The organism is Oceaniovalibus sp. ACAM 378 (assembly GCF_008085915.1).
In the GTDB taxonomy this organism is placed as follows: Bacteria; Pseudomonadota; Alphaproteobacteria; order Rhodobacterales; family Rhodobacteraceae; genus Oceaniglobus.
Genome location: NZ_VSJK01000012.1, coordinates 47,849 through 64,272, shown reverse-complemented (window position 1 = coordinate 64,272; position 16,424 = coordinate 47,849). Strand labels below are relative to the sequence as shown.

Sequence of the window (16,424 nt, the reverse complement as noted above, 5' to 3'; positions counted from 1 at the left end):
GTTCGGTCAGGTTCAGCTGGGTCCGAAGGTTGAGCAGGTGACGCGCCGCGCCTCAAGCCTGCGACAGGCAAGAGCCGCCATGTCTTCTGTCATGCCGACGAAGTTTGCCTCATATCCGGTCCTGCCGGTGACCACCTTGCGCAGCGCTTCGTCCAGCGTGCCGATTTCGATCAGCGCGGTTTTCAGCAGCACACGCTCGGCCTCGTATTTCGAAGCATAGCTCCCGACATTGATCCCATAACCGCGACCACCCGAGGTGGACAGGCGGGTGACGACCTCAAGTTTCAATGGTTCGGCGGCGCCTTTTGGCGCCTCTGCCACAAGTGTCTCGGGTCGCGGCGGTGGCGCGGCGACAACCGCCAGCGCGATAACCGTCTGTGCATCGGCCCCTTCGGCCTGTGCCACCATCAACGCTGGTGCCTCGGGTTCGGCAACCAGGGTCGGCGACGCGTTCGGACGGGGTTGAGGGCGCACGGATTTGCTGACCGTCGTGATCAACCGAATCGTCTTGCCTTGCAGGCCTGGGTCGGCCTCGGCGACATATTGCGGTGCTGCGGGCATGGAGACCGGCGCGTTGTTGGGCGAGCGTTTGAACCCCAGATCCAGCAGTTCGGCCACTTTGGCATTGCGCGCCGCGGTCGAGCGTCCGCCGAATACCGTGGCGATGACTCTTTCATTGCCACGAACGGCAGAGGCGACAAGGTTGAACCCTGCCGCGCTGGTATAACCCGTCTTGATTCCATCTGCGCCGGCGTATTGCGACAACAGCCGGCGGTTGGTGTTGTTGACCTGGCGCACGCCGGCATCTTCGGTCCGGCGCGAGAAAAGATTATAGTACTGCGGATAATCGTACAAAAGCCGCCGGCCCAGCATCGTCATGTCGCGGGCGGTGGACAGGTGCCCTTCTTCGGTCAGGCCATGGGCGTTCTTGAATGTGGTGCGGGTCATGCCCAGGGCGGCGGCGGTGCGGGTCATCCGGCGGGCAAACGCCGCCTCGGATCCCTCGATCGCTTCGCCCAGAGCCGTGGCCGCATCATTGGCGGATTTGATCGCAGCGGCGCGAATCAGATATTTGAGCTCAATGGTCTGCCCAGATTTCAGCCCCAGTTTCGACGGTGGTTCGGATGCCGCATTGCTGGAAATCCGCACCTTGGTCTCAAGCGAAATCTCGCCGCGCCGGATCGCCTCAAAGGTGATGTAAAGCGTCATCATCTTGGTCAGCGATGCGGGATGCAGCCGGGTATCGGCGTTGCGGGCATGCAACACCTCGCCAGAACGAGCATCAATGACGAAGGCCGCATAGGGTGCGGGCCGCGCTATGGACGGGATGGCCAGCGATGCAATCAGCACCGCGAACAGGAGTCCTGCCCGGAACATGTTCCGAAATCGCGTTTCCACGGTTCACTGCCTTTTTCTGCCTCAAGCGGCCAGATCTAACGCCCGGTTCGCATTTATCTGACGCTAGCACAGAAGTTACGCGCAGAAAACATCCTTAATTCAGGGGCTTTGAAGAATCTCTTAATGTAGTGCAACTATATGTAGACGGGGTGATCCGGACAACCGCAACATCTCTGCACACATGGACTTCGTGGTGGTCAAGGATCGCGCAACCTCAGGCAGAGTTCGGCGATCCGCTCAAGCGACTCGACCTCACGAAATCGCGGATGATCGGCGGGTGTTTCGGCATGTTCCAGCGCCCAGGTGACGCCGTGGGGAACATGCACCCCCCAACCCCCAAGGGTCAAAACCGGAATAACGTCGGATTTCAGCGAGTTTCCGATCATCATCGCTGATTCGCAGGGTGTATCGTGACGGGCAAAAATCGCGGCATAGGCGGCGGGCGTCTTGTCCGACACGATCTCGATTCCGTCGAACAGGTCGCCAAGGCCCGATTGCGCCACCTTGCGTTCCTGATCCAGCAGATCGCCCTTGGTGATCACCAGCAGGCGGAAGTCGGGGGCAAGTGCCGCAATTGCCGATTCGACTCCGGGCAAAAGATCGATCGGATGGCGCAGCATCTCGTGCCCGGCCTCGATGATTTCGCGGATCACCTGTGCGGGCACGCGATCATCCGTCACCTCGATGGCGGTTTCGATCATCGACAGAACGAATCCCTTGATGCCAAAGCCATAGCGCCCCAGATTGCGCCGTTCGGCAGCCAGCAGGCGTTCGTTCAGGTGGTCGCGCCCGGCGTGATCGGCCAGAAGCTCGGCAAACCTGTCCTGTGTGATGCGGAAGAAACATTCGTTCTGCCACAGTGTATCGTCGGCATCAAAGGCGATGGTGGTCAGGTGATGGGGCATTTGTTCCGGGTGTGAATTGGAGTGTGTGGGCGACCCCCCCTTTTCACACGGTTCTTCGGGCTTATATAGTGCGCTTTGATCCCACCCGACCCGACGGAGCTGCAAAGTGACATCAAGTGACGAAATGATGTCTGGCAAGGATGAACCCGGCCAGGACGATACCGGGGTCATTCTCGAGACTCGCAAGAAGACTCAGCGCCCGCCCCTGTACAAGGTGATGCTGCTGAACGATGACTATACGCCAATGGAATTCGTGGTTCATGTGCTGGAGCGATTCTTCGGTATGAACCACGCCCAGAGTTTCGAAGTGATGCTGACGGTGCACAAAAAAGGTTTGGCGGTGGTTGGCGTGTTCTCGTTCGAAGTGGCCGAGACGAAGGTGGCGCAGGTGATGGATTTCGCACGCCGCAATCAGCACCCGCTGCAATGCACCATGGAAAAGGAATAGGGCGAACGCCCGACCCATGCTTTCATCCCGTTTGAATATCGCCCGCGACGACGGGCTTTTACCGCTTACTGCCCGCTGGATTGTTTTTGGCGCAAGGGCGGACGACGACCTGTCGGCGCTGGGCGCTGACCTGCAAGTGGTGCAGGGGTTCTTTCCCGATGTCGCCGCGCTGCGTGCCCGGGGCCATGACGTGGTCACCGAACCCTCAGGCGCGTTCGATGCGGCGCTGGTGGTGCTGCCCCGGGCAAAGGCGGCTGCACGGGATCTGATCGCGCAGGCGGTCGTCCAGTGTGGCACGGTCTGGATCGACGGGCAAAAGACCGACGGGGCCGATGGATTGATCCGTGATCTGCGCAGTCGCGGAACGGTGTCTTCGGTGATCGCCAAAGCTCATGGCAAGCTGTTTGCCTTCACCGGGGCCGATCTGTCGGACTGGCGCGCCGAAGCCACCCGCCACGGCGATGGCGCGATAACCCTGCCCGGCGTGTTTTCCGCCGACGGACCGGACCGCGCATCTGTCCTGCTGGCCAGTTTCTTGCCGCCGAAAATGCCGGGTGTTGTCGTCGATCTGGGGGCCGGCTGGGGGTATCTTGCACGCGAGATCCTGCAACGCGAGGGCGTGACCGCCTGTCATCTGGTCGAGGCGGATCATGCCGCGCTGACCTGCGCGCGGACCAATGTGACCGACGAACGGGCGCAGTTTCACTGGGCCGACGCGCTGTCCTTTGCCCTTCCGGGGGGGGCAGATCATGTGGTGACGAACCCGCCATTCCATATCGCCCGGGCCGCCGATCCGGGTCTTGGGCGTGACTTTATCGTCGCGGCAGCACGGCTGCTGAAACCACAGGGAAAACTGTGGCTGGTGGCGAACCGGCATCTGCCCTATGAGACTGCGCTGACCGAAAGCTTTTCCAAGGTGACCCTGCTTTCGGACGATCCGGCGTTCAAGGTTGTTCAGGCCGAACGTCCTTTGCGCCAGTCGAATCGTCCGTCCAACAGAACGGCCCGTACCTCCCGCTGATTCCCACCGGAGCATTTAAATGTCCCTATCAATCGCAGGCAAGACCGCTGTCGTCACAGGTGCGGCCAACGGTATCGGGCTCGCCATTGCGCGGCATTTCGTCGACAACGGCGCGAATGTGATGTTTGCCGACATGGACGAGGCCGCTCTGGAAAGTGAATGTGCCGAGGCACAGGACGATGCCGGGCAGGTGCGTTATTTTGTCGGTGATTTGCGTGAACGGCTGACGGTCGCCAATCTTCTGTCGGCCACGGTCGATGCCTTTGACCGGGTCGATATATTGGTCAATGCGTCGCGTCAGATGATGCCGACCGATCCCCTGAACCCCGAGGACACGTCGGTTTCCACGCTGCTGGAACAGAACCTGATGACGACGCTGCGTCTGTCGCAATCCTTTGCCAAACGGATGATCAAGCAATCGGCCAAGGATGACGACGATCGTCCGGCCGGGGCGATCGTCAACCTCAGCTCGATCGCGGCGCGCCGCACCCGGTCCGATCTTCTGGCCTATTCGGTCAGTTGCGCCGCGCTGGATCAGGCCACGCGCAGCCTTGCCGTGGCACTCGCGCCCAACCGTATCCGGGTGAACGCCGTGGCTTTCGGCAGCGTGATGAGCGCGTCATTGCAAGGCGCGATCAAGGGCAATTCCGAGATGCGCGCCGATATCATCGGTCACACCCCCCTGGCGCGAATTGCCAGCCCCACCGAGGTGGCCGAGGCGGTGCAGTTTCTGGCCAGTGACGGTGCCGGGTTCATCACCGGTCAGATCCTCACCATCGATGGTGGGCGTACCCTGATCGACGGGGTGGACAGTTCAGCCCACTAGCGCGATTCGGCCCCCGATCACACCGTCCAAGGCTTGCCAACCCCGCGCCCATGGCTGACAGTCGCGCCGCGAAAACAGCCGAAAGACCTGTCATGGAAACCTCTGCATTTCACGCCCCGACCACTCCGGACGCGATGACCGACGAAAAAACCACTGCCGCGGCGTGGTTTCATACCCTGCGCGACGAAATCGTCGCCGCGTTCGAATCGCTTGAGGACCGTCAGACCGAAGGCCCTTCCGCCAACCTGCCCGCAGGCCGGTTCGAGGTGAGCGAGACGCGCCGCCGGTCCGACGACGGCAGCGATGCGGGCGGCGGATTGATGAGTGTGATGCGCGGCGGGCGCGTGTTCGAAAAGGTCGGGGTGAACGTCTCCACCGTTTTCGGCAAGCTGGGCGAACGGGCGCAGCATGCCATGGCGGCGCGCAAGGGGATCCCGGGCATGGCCGGAGATCCACAGTTCTGGGCCAGTGGCATATCGCTGGTGGCGCATATGCAAAACCCCCATGTGCCCGCCGTGCATATGAACACCCGTATGTTCTGGACCCCCCATGCCTGGTGGTTCGGCGGTGGGTCCGACCTGAACCCCTGCATCGAATACGCCGAAGATACGGCGCATTTTCACGAGGTTCAAAAGACGCATCTCGATCCCCACGGCACGGCGCATTATCCGCGCCTGAAGGCTTGGGCCGATGAATATTTCTTTATTCCGCACCGGGGCCGCGCAAGGGGTGTCGGCGGCATCTTCATGGACGATCACTGCACCGGCGATTGGCAGACCGATATGGCGCTGACACGGGACATCGGGCGCGCTTTTCTTCCCGCCTTTGTGCCGCTGGTCGACCGGCGCCGCGATATGGCTTGGGGCGATGCGGAAAGGGACACGCAGCTGATCCATCGCGGGCTCTATGCGGAATACAATCTGGTCTATGACCGGGGTACGAAATTCGGGCTGGAAACCGGGCATGATGCAAATGCGGTTCTGATGAGCCTGCCACCCCTGGCAAAATGGGTGTGACGCCGTTGATTCACCCGTCGGCGGGCGGGCGTTCAAATCTTGCGCCGCTGATCACGCGCACTGCTGCAACTGGCGCCTCGTCGGGGGCATCGCCGCGACCCTGAGCGATGGCCTGCAGGCTGGACGCGACCTGTTCGCGGCTGACACTGCCCTGTCCCTGCCGGGTGATCAGGTCGACCGTCAGATCGGGCGCCACTGCCAGTGCGGCGCGCGCAAGCCGTCTTTGCACAACCGCCCGGCGCAGATCCGCGGGGTCCTGACCTTCGCGCGACAGCGCCCGCAGTTCGGCGCCATTGGGCGGAGCGACGATGAACCAGCCGCTAAGGGTGACCGAACAGGCGATCAGCCCGGCGCGCAAAACGGCAAGGCAGAGACGAAGGATCAGGCGCATAGCTTTCGTTTCCTTTCTTTCCGGCCCTGTTCCCCGGCAGAATTCCATGCCACAGCGTCGCGGGCGCGGCGCTCAGGTGACGAATCCTTGACGCCCGCCTTGGAAGACCGGACCGCCACCCTAGTTAGCGATCTGGTCCGCCGTCCGACCGCAGAAAGGTATGTCCATGTCTGAAACCACCGCCGACGCGCCACCCGATTCCCGGGCGCGCTGGATCGCCATGGCCGTATTGCTGGTTGCGGGGTTCATGAATCTCATCGACGTAACGATCGTGAACGTCGCCCTGCCCAGTATGCAGGACGCGTTGGGTGCAAGCCCTGAAGAGATCGAATGGGTCGTGGCCATCTATATCCTCGTGTTTGCGCTCTGCCTGATTCCGGGCGGGCGGTTCGGCGATATCTATGGGCGGCGCAACGTCTTTATCGCCGGGGTTGTGGTGTTCACCATCGGGTCGGCGTTCTGCGGCCTTGCGCCGACGATCGAAACGCTGGTCGGGGCGCGTGTGGTGCAGGGGGTTGGCGGGGCGTTGATGATCCCCCAGACGCTGGCGCTTGTTCCGGCCCTGTTTCCGCCCGAAGAACGCGGCGCAGCCTTCGCGATGTTCGGGCTGTCTGCCGGGCTTGCCTCGGTCACCGGGCCGGTTCTGGGCGGGCTGTTGATCGGAGCTGACATTTGGGGGCTGGACTGGCGGCCGATCTTTCTGGTCAACATCCCGGTCGGGATCGCAGCGATCCTTCTGGCCCTGCGGTTTCTGCCAAAGGTGGCGCGACGGCGCGATCTGGGGATCGATACGGTGGGCATCCTTCTGGCCGGTGCGACCCTGTTGATGGTGGTGTTTCCGCTGATCGAAGGGCGCGCACTGGGCTGGCCAACGTGGTGTTTCGTGATGATGGCCGGGGCTGTGCCCATGGCCTATCTGTTCGCCCGCTGGCAACGCAGGCAGGCGGCGTCAGGCCGACCCGAGCTGTTGCCCGCGAGCCTGTTGGCCAACCGCACCTATCTTTTGGGCATCCTGATCACCGCGCTGCTGTTTTCGGGCATTCCGGGGTTCTTCCTGATCATGGCGCTGTTCCTGCAAAACGGTTTCGGCCTGACGCCGCTACAATCGGGGCTGACGACGATGCCGTTCTCGTTCGGGGTGCTGGCCGCATCTCTGGTGGCCGGGCGGATGGGCAACCGGGTGCTGCGGTCGCGGATCGCGGTTGGCGGTCTGTCCGTCGCGCTGGGCATGGGCAGCCTGTGGATCGTGGTGGCGCAGTTGGAGAACGAGATTGTGATCAGCGCCTTCATCCTGCCGCTGCTGTTGGCCGGTTTTGGGCTGGGCACTGCAATTTCGCCGCTGTTCAACACGATCCTGTCTTCGGTTTCCGGGCCGGACAGCGGATCGGCCTCGGGGACATTGCAGGCGTTTCAGCAGGTGGGCGGCGCTATGGGCGTGGCGATTGTCGGGCAAATCTTCTTTTCGATGCTCGACGGCGTTCCGGCGGCGGGCAGCGCGGCGGCGCATTTGGTGTACGAACGCGCCTTTTCCACCGCCATCGCCTATCCGGTGCTGTCCTTTGCGCTGTTGGCCGGGGTGGTGTGGCTGTTGCCCCGGCCCACGGCCCTCAGCTCCGAAGCGTCTCCAGCATCAGTGTGACGTTGTCGGGGTTGGCGTCCGGCGTGATCCCATGGCCCAGATTGAAGATATGCGGGCCGCCCGAGAATGCCGCTTTGATCCGGCGCACCTCGTCCACAAGCGCCTGACCGCCGGTGACCAAATGGCTTGGGGCAAGGTTGCCTTGCACGCAGCCGTCGATCTGCACGTTTGCCGCTGCCCAATCGGCATCGACCGAATTGTCGATGGCAACGCAATCGGCCCCGGTTTCACGGGCGAATCCGATATACGCCTCCCCGGCCTGTCGCGGGAATGCGATGACCGGTGTGTTCGGGTGGCGCGCCTTCAGTTCGGTGATGATGCGTTTCGTGGGCTCCAGAGCATAGCGGCGGAACTCATCGCCTTTCAGCGATCCGGCCCAGCTGTCGAACAGTTTGACCACCTCGGCGCCTGCGTCGATCTGCGCTGAGAGGTATTCGATGGTTGCTTCGGTGATCCGCTCCAGCAGTGCCTCGAACAGCGGCCGGTTGCCGTTCTTCAGGGCATGCGCCGGGCCCTGATCCGGGGTGCCACGCCCGGCAATCATATAGGTCGCGACGGTCCAGGGCGCACCGGCAAAGCCGATCAGCGTCACATCGTCGGGCAGTTCGCGGGACAGAATACGCAGGGTTTCATAGATCGGCGCCAGATGTTCGTGGACGACGTCCGGGTCTGCGGGCTTCAGCAGGTCGAAATCGGCCTGTGACGTGATGGTTGAAAGGCGCGGTCCCTCGCCGGTGACGAACCACAGGTCGGCCCCCAGCGCCTGCGGGATCAGCAAGATATCGGCAAACATGATCGCGGCATCGAACCCGAAGCGCCGGATTGGCTGCAAAGTCACCTCGGCCGCCAGATCGGGATTATAGCACAGCGACAAAAAGTCGCCCGCCTGCGCCCGCGTCGCTTTGTATTCAGGCAGGTATCGCCCAGCCTGTCGCATCATCCAAGCAGGCGGCGTTTGCAGAGTTTCCCCTGCCAATGCACGCAACAGTAACTTTTCAGCCATGGTGTCCCCCGTCAGTTAAGGCACCAAGGTCGTCCGGTTCGGGGCGCTGATTGTCAAGCGGGTTTAGGTTGTCAGGAGGGCGCGCCGAGGCTAGGGATTGGCCATGACAACAACGCTTCCCACCCCCGCCAAACCGCTGAAAATCGGCACCCGAGGCTCACCGCTCGCGCTTGCGCAGGCTCATGAGACGCGAGAACGCCTGTCTGCCGTCTTCGATCTGCCGCCAGAAGCGTTCGAAATCGTCATCATCGTCACCACGGGCGACCGCGTTCAGGATCGGGCGCTGAAAGACATCGGTGGCAAGGGCCTGTTCACCCGCGAAATCGAAGAGGCCATGCTGAGCGGCGGGATCGATATTGCCGTGCACTCGATGAAGGACATGCCGGTGTTGCAACCGGCGGGCCTGATCATTGATTGCTATCTTCCCCGCGAAGATGTGCGCGATGCGTTCATCTCGATCGGCGGTGGGGATATGGAGGCGCTGGCACAGGGTGCGACGGTCGGCACTTCGTCGCTGCGGCGGCGCTCGCAACTGCTGTACCGGCGGCCCGATCTGCATGTGGTCGAATTTCGCGGCAACGTGCAGACCCGGCTGCGCAAGCTGTCCGATGGCGTGGCGGCAGCGACGTTTCTGGCCATGGCGGGCCTGCGCCGTTTGGGGCGTACCGGCGATATCCCCCATACTCCGATCTCTGTGGATGCGATGCTGCCCGCCGTGGCACAGGGTGCCATCGGGATCGAGCGGCGGGCCGATGACATGCGGGTGGCCGCGATGATTGAGGCGATCCACGATATTCCCACGGGTCAGCGTCTGGCGGGTGAACGGGCGTTTCTGGCCGCGCTGGACGGGTCGTGCGAAACCCCCATTGCGAGCCTGGCCGAGCTTGACGGCGGCTCGATGCGGCTGCGGGGAGAAATCCTGCGCACCGACGGGTCCGAATGTCTTGCCGACGAAACTTCAGGCGCGATCGAAGACGCCGCCGAAATGGGGCGGGCGCTGGCCGCGGGCTTGTTGGTGCGGGCGGGCGAGGGGTTCTTTGACTGGCATCAGGCCTGAACCGGCATCCCGCGCCGGTCGACCAGCAACAGGGTGATCGCGCAGACCGCGACAATCACCGCCCCCATTGTTGTCGCCACCCCATAGCCGCCCAGCGCCGAGCCGAGCGCGAAGACGCCCGCGCTCATCACCTGACCACCCAGAAACACGAGGGACACCAGCGAACCGCCCGTGCCGGGGCGCTGTGCCATCATCTCCTGAACGTACAACAGTGGCAGTGAGGCCAGAACTCCGGCACCTATCGAACCGGGGATCAGCAACAGCCAGACGGCGGGATATGGCCCCAGAAACGGCAGTGCGAACAGAAACACGCCATAGATCAGCGCGCCTGCTGTCAGGGCCGGCGTCAGCCCGATCCGCGACGTCAGCAAGGGCAGAGCCAGGATCACCGGCATCTCAAGCCCTGCAACGACGCCGACGAACATGCCCACATCTCCGGGTCCACGCCCCGGCACCGCGTTCAGGATCAATCCGACGGTGATCATATACACCGCATTGGCCCCCTGAATGCCCGACAACAGCGCCAGCCGCGACAACACGGGCCCGCGCGCCAGTTCGCCCAGAGCCGCAGCGAAGGTCAGGCCCGACGCCTCGTCCCTCCAGGCGGTTGCGCCATCGCGCGGCCATGCGAAGACAAAGATTGCCAAAAGGACCGCCGCCGCCACGCCGCTGACGAAATATACCGCCAGCAGGTCGACGCCGGCGTTGAACGCCACGGCCCAAAGCGGCAGCACCACAAGAAACGGCAAGCAGAACACCGCGCGGATCGTCGTCTGGATCGCCGTGCGCTGGGCGCGCGGGTACACCGTGGCCGCCAACCGGGCCAGCGCGAACAGCTGGCCGAAAAGCGTGCTGAAGGCGGGAAAGAACAAGACATGCGCGAAGACAAAGGCAACCGGGCTGTGGGTCAGGGTCACGCCGAACGATCCGGCGATCCCGGCAAACGCCATCGCCCGTGCCATGGTGCGCCGCTTCGCGCTGCGGTCGGTCAGGATGCCGACGCCCAGCGAAGCGATCAGGGACAGGACCGATCCGGCCATGAAGATCAGCGCATATTCCCCATCGGAAAAGCCGAACCGATCGATCCCGATCAGCGATTGATAGGTGCCCATCGAACTGGCCAATGTGCCGAATGCAATCAGGCCAAGGGCGACCAACCGCAGACTACGGTCGCGAAGGATCAGCCTCAGGGTGTTCACGGCAAGATTTTGCCGGGGTTCATGATGTTGTCAGGGTCGAGCGCCGTCTTGATCCGCCGCATCACATCCAGCGCGACGGGATCCTTGCGCCGGGCCATTGCGCTCTGCTTGGACAGACCGATGCCGTGTTCGGCGGAAAAGCTGCCGTGCATGTCGGCGACGATATCCTCGATCCGCTCCAGCACCATTTCGCTCTGTTCGGCGCCGGTGGCGGTGGGCCAGATCGTCAGGTGGATATTGCCGTCGCCCAGATGTGACACGATCAGACGCTCGGCCCCCGGATCCACGGCCTGCAACGCGAGATCGGCGCGGTCCAGAAATTCGCTCAGACGATCCAGCGGCAGGGCAACATCCATCGGAATGGCCGGGGTACGGCTGACCGACATTTCGCCCGCGTCCTCGCGCCGGGTCCAGATTTCGGCGCGCTGTGCCTCGTTCTGGGCGATGGTGGCGTCGAGCACGGCGCCCTCGGCCAGCATTTCGCCCAGCAGGGTCTCCAGCGTCTGTATCACCGGCAGCGCCCCGTCCGGCCCGGGGATCGCATCTTTCGGAGCGGTGGCGGCGATTTCGATCATCACATTGACGTCGTGGATTTCGGCAAAGGGCGGGCGGGCGTCGGGGCGCATTTTCAGGTGTTCGCGGATATAGCCGCCGGGCATATATTCAAACGCCTCGACCGCGCCGCCCGATGCCGCCTGCACCCGGTTCAGCAGGTCCAGCGCATCGTCCAGCGAAGCCAGCGCCACCATTGCAGTCGCATAGGCGGCGGGCATGGGCCGCAGTTTCAGCACCGCCGCCGTGATAATGCCCAGCGTCCCTTCGGCCCCGATGAACAGATCGCGCAGATCAAAACCGGAATTGTCCTTTCGCAGCTCGCTCATCAGGTTCAGGATTTCACCCGAGGGAAGGACAACCTCGATCCCCAGAACCTGTTCGCGGGTGTTGCCAAAGCGCACAACATTCGATCCGCCCGCATTGGTCGACAGGATGCCGCCGATCAGCGCCGTGCCCCGTGCGCCCAATGTCACGGGAAACACCAATCCGTGTTCGGCAACGGCGCTGTGCAGATTGGCCAGCACAACCCCGGCGTCGACGATGGCAAGCTGCGCGCCGGGACGGATTTCACGGATCGCGCGCATCCGGTCGACCGACAGCACCAGCCGCCCGGGGGCATGGGAGCCGCCAACCAGCCCGGTGTTCCCCGACGCGGGCACCACAGCCGCGCCAGTCTCAGTGGCCAGCCGCATGATTTGCGAAACTTCAGCGGTAGAGGCAGGGCGCAGAACCGCCATGGGCTGGCCGTGATATTTGCCGGTCCAGTCCTTTGCCCAACGCGCGCAATCCTTGCCCGTCAGCACATGGGCGTCACCGATGATGGCCCGCATCCGCTCGATAATATCCATCTTCCGCCTCCCTGTCTGGCGGATACCTATTCCCATCGGCGCGGGTTGATCCAGTGCAATCTAGCCGAAATCGACGCTATTCGGCGCGTGTGGTGTCGATCAGGTCGCGCACTTTCGGTCCCAGATCATTGACAACCAGTGTCACACCCTTGGCATTCGGGTGGAGGCCATCCCCCTGGATATAGTCGCGCAGGGTGGCGGCGCGATCCGGCAGCGCCTCAAGCGCGGCAAGAAAGCTGGGTGCAAAAAGCGTGCCGTAAGACGCGGCCAGTTCGGGATACATCCCATCGAACGCCGCCTTGAAGTCGGGCCCAAAATTGCCCGGTGCGATCATGCCGATCAACAGAACCCGGACGTCGCGTTCCTGTGCGGTCTTCAGGATAGCGTCAAGATTCGCGCGGCTGCTTGCCGGATCGATCCCACGCAACAGATCGTTGCCGCCAAGTGCGACAATCATCGCATCGACATCGGGCGTCAGTGTCCAGTCGACCCGCGACAATCCGCCAGCGGTGGTGTCGCCCGAAACCCCGGCATTCAGCACCTGCGCATCCACGCCCTGTGCATCCAGCCAGTGCTGCAATTGCGGCACGAAACCCTCGGCGGCTGGCAATCCGTACCCTTGGGTCAGACTGTCGCCCAGCGCGGCGACGGTTATGGTTTCGGCGCGGGCGGCACTCAGGGGCAGCGCAAGGGACGCCGTTAGTATAAGAGCAACGGCGACGATCAGGTTGGAAACTCCGCGCCGCGCCCCATATGCCAAAAGACCCACACCGAAAGTGCCCCAAATGCCCAAAGCCCAAACGCCCGCATCACGGACGGAGCCAATTCTGTCGCTGACCGATATTCGGCTGTCGCTGGACGGCAACGCCGGGCGGGTCGAGATCCTCAAGGGTATTTCGCTTGATGTGGCGCGGGGCGAAACTGTGGGGCTGGTGGGGCCGTCTGGATCGGGCAAGTCGTCTCTCCTGATGTTGATGGGCGGTCTGGACCGCGCCACCGGGGGCCGGGTGCGGGTGGCCGGGCAAGATATCACCGATATGAACGAAGATGCGCTGGCCCGGTTCCGCCGTGAACATATGGGGGTGGTGTTCCAGTCCTTCCACCTGATTCCGACTATGACCGCGCTGGAGAATGTCGCAACCCCGTTGGAACTCGCCGGGGTGGCTGATGCGTTCGAGCGTGCCGAGGCAGAGCTGGCCGCTGTCGGGCTTGCCTCGCGCGGGGGACATTATCCGTCGCAACTGTCGGGCGGCGAACAACAGCGCGTCGCTTTGGCCCGCGCTGCCGCGCCGCGCCCCGCCATCCTGCTGGCGGATGAGCCGACGGGAAATCTCGACGGGGCCACCGGTCAGGCAATCATGGATCTGCTGTTCGGATTGCGCGACCGGCATGGTGCAACGCTGATCCTTGTCACCCACGCGCCAGACCTTGCCGCCCGCTGCGATCGCACGATCCGGCTGGAGGATGGCAGGATCGCTCCCGAAGCGCAGGTCGAGGCGGCGGAATGACACGTATATCGGAACTTTCAGCGATCTTTGGCAAATGCGCCCGTAGTTCAGCCGCCATTTCGGGTGTCTCATGAGCATTGCGATTGCCGCACGGATCGCCCGGCGCGAGTTGCGCGGTGGGATCAAGGGATTCCGCGTTTTCCTTGCCTGTCTGGCGCTGGGCATTGCGGCCATCGCCGCCGTCGGCACCGTGCGCGAAGGCATCACCCGGGGGCTGGAGCGCGAAGGCGCGTCGATGCTGGGTGGCGATGTGTCGATCAAGATGACCTATCGCTATATGGGCGATGAGGGTCGGCAGTGGTTCGACTCCCTTGGCCCGGTGTCCGAGATTGTCGATTTCCGCTCCATGGCCGTTGTGCCGCGCGAGGGTGACAGCGAACGGGCGCTGACTCAGGTCAAGGGTGTCGATGCCGCCTATCCGCTTTATGGCAGTGTCGCGCTGGAACCCGAGATACCGTTGGCCGTCGCGCTGGACGGTCAAGGCGGGCTGCCCGGTGCGGTGATGGATCGGGTGCTGATGGATCGGCTTGGCCTGACGCCGGGCGACACATTTCGCCTTGGCACGCAGGATTTCGCGGTCATGGCCGTGCTGACCCGCGAACCCGACAGCGGGGCGGGTGGTTTCGGGCTGGGCCCGCGTACTCTGGTCCGGGCCTCGGCGCTGAAGGGGTCCGGTCTGCTCTCGCCCGGCACGCTGTTCGAGGCCGAATACCGGCTGCGCCTGCCGCCCGAAACAGATCTTGATGCGCTTGAGGCCGAAGCGGACACGCGGTTGTCGGATGTGGGTTTCCGTTGGCGCGACCGGCGCAACGGTGCGCCGGGTATTTCGCGGTTCGTCGACCGGTTGTCGGCGTTTCTGGTGCTGGTCGGGCTGGCGGGTCTGGCCGTGGGCGGTGTCGGCGTGGCCGCTGCCGTGCGTGCGCATCTTGAACGTAAGACTGCCACCATTGCCACGCTCAAGACCCTCGGGGCCGAAGGGCGAACGATCTTTCTGATCTATCTGATTCAAATCGCTGTGCTGACGGTGATCGGCATCATTCTGGGCCTGATCATCGGCGCGGCTGCGCCCCTGCTGTTCGCGCCGCTGATTTCCGCCGCACTTCCGGTGCCGACCGCCTTTGCGCTTTATCCTGCGCCTCTGGCTCAGGCGGCGCTTTATGGTGCGTTGACGGCGTTATTGTTTACGCTTTGGCCGCTGGCACGCACTGAACGGGTTCGCGCCGCCGCGCTGTACCGGGATGCGGCCGGGGCGATCCATGGGGTGCCGCGCCCGTTCTTCATCGCGCTGACCGGTGTTGTTCTTTTGGCGCTGGTGGCGGTCGCGGCTTTGCTGTCGGGGTTGGCCATGCTGACGGTCTATGCCGCGCTGGGCCTTGGGGCGGCCTTTGTCGCGTTGCTGGGCGCTGCGGCGCTGGTGCGGCATCTGGCGCGGGCGGCCGCGCGGGCAACTTGGCTGCGCGGGCACAGCGCCTTGCGCATGGCGCTGGGCTCAGTAGGAGGGCCATCAGGCGAGGCAGCGTCGGTGGTGCTGTCACTGGGCCTCGGGCTGACCGTGTTGGCGGCAGTGGGACAGATTGATGCCAACCTGCGCGGCGCCATCGCCCGCGATCTGCCCGATGTGGCGCCCAGTTATTTCATGGTCGATATCCAGCCCGATCAGATGGAGGCGTTCCGGACCCGGCTGACCAACGATCCCGGCGTCTCAAAGGTGGATACCGCTCCGATGATGCGCGGCGTGGTGACCCGGATCAACGGCGAGGACGCGACCAAGGTGGCAGGCGATCACTGGGTTGTGCGCGGCGACCGGGGTATCACCTATGCTGCTGTCCCGGGGGAGGATACGACGATCACCGCCGGGGAGTGGTGGCCGGAAAATTACACCGGCCCGCCACAGGTCAGCTTTGCCGCCGAGGAAGCGGCCGAGATCGGCTTGTCGCTGGGCGATACGATCACGGTCAACGTTTTGGGCCGCGACATCGACGCGACGATCACCAGTTTCCGCGAGGTGGATTTTTCTACCGCCGGGATCGGTTTCGTTCTCACGCTGAACCCGGCCGCTTTGGCGGGGGCACCGCATACGTTCATCGCGACGATCTATGCGGATGAGGCGTCCGAGGCGGCGATACTGCGCGATCTTGCCAGTGCGTTTCCCAATATCACTGCGATTCGGGTGCGGGACGCGATTGACCGGGTGACCGACATTCTGGGCGGCATTGCCGCTGCCATCACCTATGGCGCGCTGGCGACGCTGATCACCGGGGCGGTTGTGCTGATCGGGGCTGCGGCGGCGGGTGAGCGGGCCCGGACATATGAGGCGGCCGTGTTGAAGACGCTGGGCGCATCCCGTGCGACGATCCTGACCAGTTTCGCCCTGAGATCCGCGATTCTGGGGGCGGCGGCGGGGCTGGTGGCGATCGTGACAGGGGGGCTTGCCGGATGGGGCGTCAGCCATTTCGTGATGGAGACGGATTTCGTGTTTGAACCCGTATCGGCGGTGCTGATCGTTCTGGGCGGCATTCTTGTGACACTTTTGGCCGGGCTGGCTTTTGCCTGGCGTCCGATGGCGGCGCGCCCAGCCCGGGTGCTGCGCAGCGCCGAGTGATCGCAGGA

The 16,424-nt window shown here is 63.6% G+C and carries 15 protein-coding genes; 8 read left to right on the top strand and 7 right to left on the bottom strand.

Annotated elements, in window-relative coordinates; translation table 11 throughout:
• Positions 1 to 12: 12 nt before the first annotated feature.
• The gene (locus FQ320_RS16625; protein ID WP_148474428.1) at positions 13 to 1,377 is read right to left on the bottom strand and encodes a D-alanyl-D-alanine carboxypeptidase family protein; all 1,365 of its coding nucleotides are present in this window, start codon (positions 1,375 to 1,377) and stop codon (positions 13 to 15) included.
• 218 nt (positions 1,378 to 1,595) lie between these two features.
• The gene (locus FQ320_RS16620) at positions 1,596 to 2,303 is read right to left on the bottom strand and encodes an HAD family hydrolase (protein ID WP_148474233.1); all 708 of its coding nucleotides are present in this window, start codon (positions 2,301 to 2,303) and stop codon (positions 1,596 to 1,598) included.
• Positions 2,304 to 2,430: 127 nt separating this feature from the next.
• On the opposite strand from FQ320_RS16620, the gene clpS reads away from it, so the two are divergent.
• The 4 genes from clpS (at position 2,431) to hemF (ending at position 5,614) form a co-directional block, all read left to right on the top strand.
• Positions 2,431 to 2,751 (top strand): ATP-dependent Clp protease adapter ClpS, encoded by a 321-nt coding sequence (clpS, locus tag FQ320_RS16615; RefSeq protein WP_148474426.1) that lies wholly within the window; start codon positions 2,431 to 2,433, stop codon positions 2,749 to 2,751.
• Between the two features lie 16 nt (positions 2,752 to 2,767).
• On the top strand, positions 2,768 to 3,772 hold the full coding sequence (locus FQ320_RS16610) for a class I SAM-dependent methyltransferase (RefSeq protein WP_148474232.1): 1,005 nt from the start codon (positions 2,768 to 2,770) through the stop codon (positions 3,770 to 3,772).
• A 19-nt stretch (positions 3,773 to 3,791) separates the two neighbouring features.
• The gene (locus FQ320_RS16605) at positions 3,792 to 4,598 is read left to right on the top strand and encodes an SDR family NAD(P)-dependent oxidoreductase (RefSeq protein ID WP_148474230.1); all 807 of its coding nucleotides are present in this window, start codon (positions 3,792 to 3,794) and stop codon (positions 4,596 to 4,598) included.
• A gap of 92 nt (positions 4,599 to 4,690) precedes the next feature.
• Positions 4,691 to 5,614: an oxygen-dependent coproporphyrinogen oxidase gene (hemF, locus tag FQ320_RS16600; protein ID WP_370513079.1), complete on the top strand. Its 924-nt coding sequence runs from the start codon at positions 4,691 to 4,693 to the stop codon at positions 5,612 to 5,614.
• Between the two features lie 10 nt (positions 5,615 to 5,624).
• Here hemF and FQ320_RS16595 read toward each other — a convergent pair whose 3' ends face one another.
• On the bottom strand, positions 5,625 to 6,005 hold the full coding sequence (locus FQ320_RS16595; protein WP_148474228.1) for a hypothetical protein: 381 nt from the start codon (positions 6,003 to 6,005) through the stop codon (positions 5,625 to 5,627).
• Positions 6,006 to 6,171: 166 nt separating this feature from the next.
• Here FQ320_RS16595 and FQ320_RS16590 point away from each other — a divergent pair, with 166 nt between their 5' ends.
• Complete coding sequence (locus FQ320_RS16590; protein WP_222861622.1) at positions 6,172 to 7,644, top strand: MFS transporter; 1,473 nt, start codon at positions 6,172 to 6,174, stop codon at positions 7,642 to 7,644.
• On the opposite strand, the gene hemE is transcribed toward FQ320_RS16590, so the two are convergent.
• Positions 7,613 to 8,647 (bottom strand): uroporphyrinogen decarboxylase, encoded by a 1,035-nt coding sequence (hemE, locus tag FQ320_RS16585; RefSeq protein ID WP_148474226.1) that lies wholly within the window; start codon positions 8,645 to 8,647, stop codon positions 7,613 to 7,615. The two genes, FQ320_RS16590 and hemE, sit on opposite strands and share 32 nt — an antisense overlap.
• A 103-nt stretch (positions 8,648 to 8,750) precedes the next feature.
• Between hemE and hemC the strand changes: the two genes are divergently transcribed.
• Positions 8,751 to 9,704, top strand: coding sequence for a hydroxymethylbilane synthase (hemC, locus tag FQ320_RS16580; protein WP_148474224.1), 954 nt, complete (start codon positions 8,751 to 8,753; stop codon positions 9,702 to 9,704).
• Here hemC and FQ320_RS16575 read toward each other — a convergent pair.
• The 3 genes from FQ320_RS16575 to FQ320_RS16565 form a co-directional block, all read right to left on the bottom strand.
• Positions 9,695 to 10,903: a hypothetical protein gene (locus FQ320_RS16575; RefSeq protein ID WP_148474222.1), complete on the bottom strand. Its 1,209-nt coding sequence runs from the start codon at positions 10,901 to 10,903 to the stop codon at positions 9,695 to 9,697. The genes hemC and FQ320_RS16575 overlap by 10 nt on opposite strands.
• Complete coding sequence (locus FQ320_RS16570; RefSeq protein WP_148474220.1) at positions 10,900 to 12,306, bottom strand: FAD-binding oxidoreductase; 1,407 nt, start codon at positions 12,304 to 12,306, stop codon at positions 10,900 to 10,902. The genes FQ320_RS16575 and FQ320_RS16570 overlap by 4 nt, the downstream gene beginning before the upstream one ends.
• Before the next feature lie 76 nt (positions 12,307 to 12,382).
• Positions 12,383 to 13,066, bottom strand: a complete 684-nt coding sequence (locus FQ320_RS16565) for an arylesterase (protein ID WP_255509567.1) — start codon at positions 13,064 to 13,066, stop codon at positions 12,383 to 12,385.
• 25 nt (positions 13,067 to 13,091) lie between these two features.
• Between FQ320_RS16565 and FQ320_RS16560 the strand changes: the two genes are divergently transcribed.
• Positions 13,092 to 13,814, top strand: coding sequence for an ABC transporter ATP-binding protein (locus FQ320_RS16560; RefSeq protein WP_148474218.1), 723 nt, complete (start codon positions 13,092 to 13,094; stop codon positions 13,812 to 13,814).
• Positions 13,815 to 13,884: 70 nt separating this feature from the next.
• Positions 13,885 to 16,416 (top strand): ABC transporter permease, encoded by a 2,532-nt coding sequence (locus FQ320_RS16555; protein ID WP_148474216.1) that lies wholly within the window; start codon positions 13,885 to 13,887, stop codon positions 16,414 to 16,416.
• Positions 16,417 to 16,424 lie beyond the last annotated feature (8 nt).

What these genes read in the sequence shown, in the direction of transcription:
- FQ320_RS16625 (WP_148474428.1), bottom strand. Translation starts at nt 1,377, where the DNA reads ATGTTCCGGGCAGGACTCCTGTTCGCGGTGCTGATTGCATCGCTGGCC.
- FQ320_RS16620 (WP_148474233.1), bottom strand. Translation starts at nt 2,303, where the DNA reads ATGCCCCATCACCTGACCACCATCGCCTTTGATGCCGACGATACACTG.
- clpS (WP_148474426.1), top strand. Translation starts at nt 2,431, where the DNA reads ATGTCTGGCAAGGATGAACCCGGCCAGGACGATACCGGGGTCATTCTC.
- FQ320_RS16610 (WP_148474232.1), top strand. Translation starts at nt 2,768, where the DNA reads ATGCTTTCATCCCGTTTGAATATCGCCCGCGACGACGGGCTTTTACCG.
- FQ320_RS16605 (WP_148474230.1), top strand. Translation starts at nt 3,792, where the DNA reads ATGTCCCTATCAATCGCAGGCAAGACCGCTGTCGTCACAGGTGCGGCC.
- hemF (WP_370513079.1), top strand. Translation starts at nt 4,691, where the DNA reads ATGGAAACCTCTGCATTTCACGCCCCGACCACTCCGGACGCGATGACC.
- FQ320_RS16595 (WP_148474228.1), bottom strand. Translation starts at nt 6,005, where the DNA reads ATGCGCCTGATCCTTCGTCTCTGCCTTGCCGTTTTGCGCGCCGGGCTG.
- FQ320_RS16590 (WP_222861622.1), top strand. Translation starts at nt 6,172, where the DNA reads ATGTCTGAAACCACCGCCGACGCGCCACCCGATTCCCGGGCGCGCTGG.
- hemE (WP_148474226.1), bottom strand. Translation starts at nt 8,647, where the DNA reads ATGGCTGAAAAGTTACTGTTGCGTGCATTGGCAGGGGAAACTCTGCAA.
- hemC (WP_148474224.1), top strand. Translation starts at nt 8,751, where the DNA reads ATGACAACAACGCTTCCCACCCCCGCCAAACCGCTGAAAATCGGCACC.
- FQ320_RS16570 (WP_148474220.1), bottom strand. Translation starts at nt 12,306, where the DNA reads ATGGATATTATCGAGCGGATGCGGGCCATCATCGGTGACGCCCATGTG.
- FQ320_RS16560 (WP_148474218.1), top strand. Translation starts at nt 13,092, where the DNA reads ATGCCCAAAGCCCAAACGCCCGCATCACGGACGGAGCCAATTCTGTCG.
- FQ320_RS16555 (WP_148474216.1), top strand. Translation starts at nt 13,885, where the DNA reads ATGAGCATTGCGATTGCCGCACGGATCGCCCGGCGCGAGTTGCGCGGT.